A 6,135-nucleotide genomic window follows, 5' to 3' on the forward strand; every position below is an offset into this window, starting at 1 on the left:
TATCGGCCCTTCCTAATCTCCTACCGGCAGCGTTACACGAACTTCCGTGCGGTGACCGGAAACCTCTCGCTCGCTCGTTGCCCTTAGCTGCCTGATCGAGGCGTCAAGCATGGCGCGGCTGAAGGACTCTTGTTCTTTGTCGACCTCGACGGGTGTGACCGTGTCCAGGACTCGTATGAGCAAGTGTCCGTTGAGCCTTCGGATTTCGAGGTGTATTTCGCCCCCGCCATCACTGAGGCCGCGTCGGACTGCATCACCAACGAGTTCGTTAACGATAAGGGCGAGGGCCGAAGCTTTCGACGCCGAGACTGTCACAGAATGAAGGTCCGTAGTTAAGATGATGTCTGGCCTTTTCAGAGAACCCACGATTTCGGTAATCAGGTCTCGACCGAAATCGGCCACATCGAACTGACCAACGCGGTTATCATTGAGAAGCTTCCTTTGCGCGGCACTCAGAGCCTCGACGCGGTCGAGTATTGATTTAAGTGTCTGTGCGACCGTAGCGTTGCTGGTCATCCGCATTTGCAATCTGATGATCGAGGCGATTGTCAGAAGGTTGTTTTTAACCCTGTGATCGACCTCGTGGACAAGGGCAGTTTTCACGCGCAGCGCTTCCATGAGCTCCGCAGTGCGACTTGAGACTTCCTCTTCCGCAAGCTGGCGCGCCTTGGCCAGCTCGGCTTCTTTGCTTTTGGTGCTCGTGAAGTCGAGTTGCGACGCGAAGAAGTAGATCACTGCGCCGGCCTGATCGCGGACGGGGCTGACAAACAGCGCGTTCCAGAAGCTGCCGCCGTCCTTACGGTAATTGAGGATGTCGACCGAGACATCGCGCGCTTCTGAAATGGCATCCCTGATCTTAGCGATCGCCGCTTTGTCCGTGTCCGGCCCTTGGAGAAGGCGACAGTTCCGGCCGACCAACTCATTCTGACTGTAGCCGGTCAACTCGGTGAAGGCTCGGTTCGCGAAGATGATGGGATTATCGTCCTGCCTTGGATCGGTAATTAGCATCGGCATGCGTGTGGCCTTGAACGCAGCCGCGAATGGATCTTCAGATGGGTGTGAAGCTAAGAGGCGGTCGCCCGCATCACGGGCGTCACGAAGGTGGTTTTCGTCGGCCATTTTGCTCATCCAGGTCGGCTGTTGCTGGCCACCCAAACAACGGATTGCAGATGATAGGTATCTATCCGCGCGTTTTGTGTTTTCAAGGTTTTCCGAAATGGGGGCGCACACGGCATCTTATGAGGTCACGCAAACAGTCTTAACGAGGTTGCTCCTCAGTCTGTTAGACCGAGCTCGACTTGCGCGATAAAGTGCGTGCCTTCTGTTGACTTGTATTCGAATGAACCGCGCAACTGACTTACGACCCCGCGAATGATACGGCTGCCCATGCCTTTGCGCACAGTCGATGTGTCGAAGCCCACGCCGTTGTCGCAGATGGTAAGCAGGGAGCTGCGCGAAGACACTTTGTGGAACGCTATTTCGAGCTTTCCTGGGCGGCCGTCCGGAAACGCGTATTTAAGACTGTTTGTCACGACCTCGTTCACCAGGAGCGCGACGGCCGTGGCCTGTTCGGGTGTCAGGTCAAACTCACCGATATCGTACCGTACGGATACGTTGTCAGAATAGGCGCTGACGAGTTTGTCCACGATCGACGGGATAAGATCACGGGCGGACAGGGCGTTGAACTGGTCGCGATCATATATTTGCTCATGGACCGCGATCATGGCGCCGATCCGGTCAAAGAGCGACTTCTGTGCCTCGGGCGGCAGTAGCTGCATGCGGATGACGCCCTGCACAGCCTGAAAGTTGTTTTTGACCCGATGATGGATTTCGCGCAGCAGAAGGCGATTGTCCTCAAGTGCGGCCTCAAGTTCGGCGGATTTCTTCACATCGCGCTTAACGAGGTGCCTGACCCATCCTCCTGCGGCAAGCGATGAAGCGGCAGCAAGTGCCATAACGGCGATCGCGATGAAGACGTCGTTGCGGAAGGGGACCAGCCCGACACGGTAGTCAGCCGACGCGAGCGCAACGATGTCCGTTCCCTCAACAACCCGATAGGCGACCATACGGTGCTCGCCGTCCGCTGGAGATATTGCCTCGTAAGTCCCGTTGGGCGAGGAGGGAAGATAGTCTGTAAACAATACGTACTTGCTCATGTTCAACGGACCGCCGGGGGCGGGGTAGCGTGCGACGAGTTCTCCGTCCTTGCGAATCATGCTGATAGTCGAATTCGTGCCGAGAGAGACGGCCTCCCAAACATCCTTCAGCAGGTCGCTCCCTTGGAACGACACCATTGCAGCGCCGACGAACACGCCGTTCCGTTCCAGGCGCCGGCTGAACACGAATATCTGCTGATTGTTGAGTCTGCTGACCAGGAGACCGGAAACGAAAGTTTTCGCTCCCTTTTCGACGGCGGCGAAGTATTCGCGGTCCCTTATGTCGATGGGCTTTATATCGGGATCGGTGGACAGAAGTGTCCGGCCATTCCGGTCGACGACGTAGGCCTGAACTTGACCCGGAAGATTAGAAACCGCCTCGTTGATGTTCTTGACGTCATCCGTGGCAATGCCCAGCGTCGGTCCGAGAGCGTCATCAATTCGTTGAAGTGTCTGTGCCGAGAGCGCGTTTATCCATGAGGCGTTCGTGGATACGATTTTCGAGGCGGCAATTGCGCGCTCTTCGGTCCGCCGTATCGCGGCATGGTAGCTCTCGTATAACCACAGGCTCAGTAGCACGACAAGCGCCGCAAACATTGCCGCAATGACAAACGTCGCGGCTCTGGACACCGTAACCGTCAGACTTCTCACCATGCCCCAGTCCCTAAAACCTGAGTACATATTAGAAGGCTTCTAATCCAATGCAAGAAACTCCACCCCTCGATCGGACGCCTGTCATTGTCACCAAGCACCTGGGCATCATGGAAGCTCCGGCCGATAGATCCTCAAGAGTAGGGTAGGCTGGGAAGCGCCAAGCGACCAAGCAGTACGTGCCTCTCTTTCACTCTCGCCATCCCCTCATACGGCCGGAGGGTACATATTCGGTAACTCCGTACGATCTCTGGTTGAGTTGCTCCACCCCTCTTTCATAGATAACTGCCATGGCCTTGGCCAGGTCACGCGCCAAATCATCTCGGGCGATCGTGGCGGCTGCTGGGTCGCCTGCACGCAGAATATAGGAAGGATGCCATGTCACGAGGACGGGGCCGCCGTGAAGACCGGTTTCAATCTCCCCCCGCCGCTCCGCCATTGGACGGTTGTCGCCTGTAAGGGCGAAGGCCGCGGAGGCGCCAAGCGCCACCGTCAACTTCGGTTTGACAAGGGTCAGTTCCAGTCCCAGCCACCAGCGACAATGAGCAATTTCGCCGCGGTCCGGATTGCGGTGCAGTCGCCGCTTGCCACGTGGGCTGAACTTGAAATGCTTGACGGCGTTCGTCAGCCACAGCGTCCTTGCGTCTATACCGGCGTCGGAAAGCAATGCCCGAAGCAACTGCCCGGCCGGCCCCGTAAACGGGCGGCCCTCGATATCTTCCCGGTCGCCAGGCTGTTCGCCGACGATCATGAGCTGCGCGTCAGCGGCACCTTCACCCCAGACGGTCTGCGTCGCGGATTCGCACAGGTCGCAACGCCGACATTGTGCCGCTGCCTTCGATGCCTCCTCCAGGGTGTCAATTTGCTCGGGCGGCTGCGGCATTGAAGCCCGATAGCGCTCGGACACCGGGGCTGCGCCCGTTCGCGGCGCGGAGATGCCTGCCTCGTGCATCTTTTGCACCCGTGCTTCCGCTGCGGCGAGCATCTCGGGGATTAAGCGCGTTTCCGGCAGGTTGTGCCAGTATTTCTTCGGCATCTCCGACTGCATGGCGTCGAGCTTGATGCGGGCCGGATTGAAGATGTTGACGAAATAGGCTGCCCAAAGTTTCTCGGCCGCATCCTCCGGCAGGTCTGGTTTCGTGCCACCCTGATCAAAGGTCAACGCGCCGTCAATAAAAAGGGCGGTCAAGCGCGGCGTCGCAATCATCCAATCCATGTCGCCGAACCGGCGGGCAAAGAAAGCGCTTCCCGGCTCCAGCGTATTGTGCGTCGGCTCAAACCAGGCGGCAAAGCGTCGACGCGGACCCTCTGCTGAGATTTCGCGGAAGCGAACGAATGCATGCATCTTGTGAATGTCCCGTCCGACGGATTTCTGCATAAGCGACAGTTTGCGACCGAGCGGATCGGCGGGCGAGAGCGGCTCGCCCTCGCGCCTGTCGAGGCGCCAAAGCGCGCGATAAAGGAGCGCCAAGCGTTCTGGTGCTGAATGCCAGATTACGGACTGCGCCAAAGTCATGAAGGCTTGAGGAACGCGTGCTGCGTGCTCGCCTGGAGTCTCCGGGAGAAAGGCCCTGTCGAACAGGCCGCCCGCGCTGTTCCAGTCAATTTGGTCGGGGGCGATCCGGTGGCTGATAGCGCGCCTGGCGGCATTTCGCCAGGCATCAAAAGTTCCCTTGTCCGGAAGTGAGACCCCGTAAGTCATAGAAGCTGAAGTTGCTTTGGCGGGGGCGCCAGGCGCGCGCGCAGATCGCTGCTGTCCGTCAAACCGCCGGGGCTCCAGCCGGGCAGGGCAACGAAGGGGCGAGCCTTGCGTGTCAGCGCTCCCATTCGAGCGAGATCCTCGACACGGAGGCGGCGATTGCGTCGCGCGGTGATGATGCGGTCGACCACGCGCGTCCCAAATCCCGGCACGCGCAGAAGCGTATCGCGGGAGGCGAGGTTGACGTCGACCGGAAAGAATTGCCGGTTCTGCAGCGCCCATGCCGTCTTCGGATCGAGCTCCAGATCCAGAAAGCCTCCTTGCGTGCCGGTCGCGATCTCGTCGGTCGTAAAGCCATAAAATCGCAGAAGCCAGTCGGCCTGATAGAGCCGGTGCTCCCGAACAAGCGGTGGCTGAACCAGGGGAAGCGCAGAGGAAGCGTCCGGGATCGGTGAGAACGCCGAATAGTAAACGCGCCGCAGCTTGTAACCGCTATAAAGCCGGGTTGCGCAGGACAGGATGGCGGTATCGTCGGCGCCGTCAGCGCCGACAATTATCTGCGTGCTCTGGCCGGCAGGGGCAAAGCGTTGCGGCTTGCGGCCGGTGTGGGTCTTGTCTTGCGCGGCTTCACCTTCCAGCCGAACCTGTGCCATGGCGGCACGAATGGTTTCCGGCCGCTTCTCCGGCGCGAACTTCCTTACGCTCGAATCCCTTGGCAGTTCGACATTTATTGACAACCGGTCGGCCCAAAGGCCGGCCTCACGAATGAGCTCAGCCTGTGCGTCGGGGATGGTCTTGAGGTGAATGTAGCCTTTAAAACCGTGGACTTCTCTCAGCGTTCGGGCAATGCGGACCATATCGGCCATGGTCTGGTCAGGCGAGCGGATGATACCGGAGGAGAGAAACAAGCCTTCAATGTAGTTGCGTCGGTAAAACTCGAGCGTCAATGATACCACTTCTTCGACGCTAAACCGCGCGCGCTCGACATTGGAACTGACGCGATTGATGCAATAGGCACAGTCGAAGATGCAGAAGTTCGTCATCAGGATCTTTAATAGCGATATGCATCGCCCATCTGGCGTGTAGGCATGGCAAATACCGCTCCCACCGGAAGATCCTATTCCTCCTTTGCGTGAATCTCGCTTCTCGCCACCGCTCGAGGCGCATGAGGCGTCGTACTTGGCTGCGTCCGATAGGATCGCCAGCTTCTTTCCAAGTGCCATGGGTGTCATGACGCGACTTTAGATGTTCATGTTATGTTCGTCAAGGTTTCGCGGGGAGCCGCAGGCGAATGTCGAAAGATGAACGGTCGCTGTGTTCCGCTTCCAGTATCGCAGCTTTCAATCAAGAACGCTTTCCCTGGTCGCTTCAGAATTTTCAGTCGCGGCTGATCCATCCCGCATTCCATCCGTATTCAATTGGGTTGATAAATGAAGAAAGATGTGATGCTCAAAAAAACTGCCGGTCACCCCACTATTAAACGCGGCAACATCGGAGTTCTCCTGGTCAATCTCGGCACGCCTGATGGCACCGACTACACCTCGATGCGCCGCTACCTGAAGGAGTTTCTGACCGACCGCCGGGTGATCGAGTGGTCGCGACTGTTCTGGTACCCGATCCTGTTCGGCA

General features: G+C 58.2%; 5 protein-coding genes. 1 reads left to right on the top strand and 4 read right to left on the bottom strand.

All coding sequences use genetic code 11. The features are described from left to right. Nucleotides 1-12 precede the first annotated feature (12 nt). The 4 genes from IB272_RS30215 to IB272_RS30230 all read right to left on the bottom strand — a co-directional run bounded on the left by IB272_RS30215 (nucleotide 13) and on the right by IB272_RS30230 (nucleotide 5,729). Nucleotides 13-1,119 carry a PAS domain-containing protein gene (locus IB272_RS30215; RefSeq protein ID WP_060645037.1) on the bottom strand — a complete coding sequence of 369 codons (1,107 nt, stop codon included), beginning with the start codon at nucleotides 1,117-1,119 and terminating at the stop codon, nucleotides 13-15. 155 nt (nucleotides 1,120-1,274) lie between these two features. Then, complete coding sequence (locus tag IB272_RS30220) at nucleotides 1,275-2,810, bottom strand: cache domain-containing protein (RefSeq protein WP_192358857.1); 1,536 nt, start codon at nucleotides 2,808-2,810, stop codon at nucleotides 1,275-1,277. A 187-nt stretch (nucleotides 2,811-2,997) separates the two neighbouring features. Then, nucleotides 2,998-4,509: a UdgX family uracil-DNA binding protein gene (locus tag IB272_RS30225; protein ID WP_192445642.1), complete on the bottom strand. Its 1,512-nt coding sequence runs from the start codon at nucleotides 4,507-4,509 to the stop codon at nucleotides 2,998-3,000. Next, nucleotides 4,506-5,729 (bottom strand): putative DNA modification/repair radical SAM protein, encoded by a 1,224-nt coding sequence (locus tag IB272_RS30230; protein ID WP_060520790.1) that lies wholly within the window; start codon nucleotides 5,727-5,729, stop codon nucleotides 4,506-4,508. Before IB272_RS30230 ends, IB272_RS30225 begins: the two co-directional genes overlap by 4 nt. Before the next feature lie 207 nt (nucleotides 5,730-5,936). Here IB272_RS30230 and IB272_RS30235 point away from each other — a divergent pair. Further along, on the top strand, nucleotides 5,937-6,135 hold a 199-nt coding region (locus tag IB272_RS30235), incomplete at its 3' end, for a ferrochelatase (RefSeq protein ID WP_192445643.1).

Origin of the sequence: Ensifer sp. ENS08, assembly GCF_014852195.1 — a bacterium.
GTDB classification, from domain to species: Bacteria; Pseudomonadota; Alphaproteobacteria; order Rhizobiales; family Rhizobiaceae; genus Ensifer; species Ensifer adhaerens.

Excerpts from the sequence above, each read along its gene's own strand:
- IB272_RS30215 (WP_060645037.1), bottom strand. The coding sequence starts at position 1,119 with ATGGCCGACGAAAACCACCTTCGTGACGCCCGTGATGCGGGCGACCGC.
- IB272_RS30220 (WP_192358857.1), bottom strand. The coding sequence starts at position 2,810 with ATGGTGAGAAGTCTGACGGTTACGGTGTCCAGAGCCGCGACGTTTGTC.
- IB272_RS30225 (WP_192445642.1), bottom strand. The coding sequence starts at position 4,509 with ATGACTTACGGGGTCTCACTTCCGGACAAGGGAACTTTTGATGCCTGG.
- IB272_RS30230 (WP_060520790.1), bottom strand. The coding sequence starts at position 5,729 with ATGGCACTTGGAAAGAAGCTGGCGATCCTATCGGACGCAGCCAAGTAC.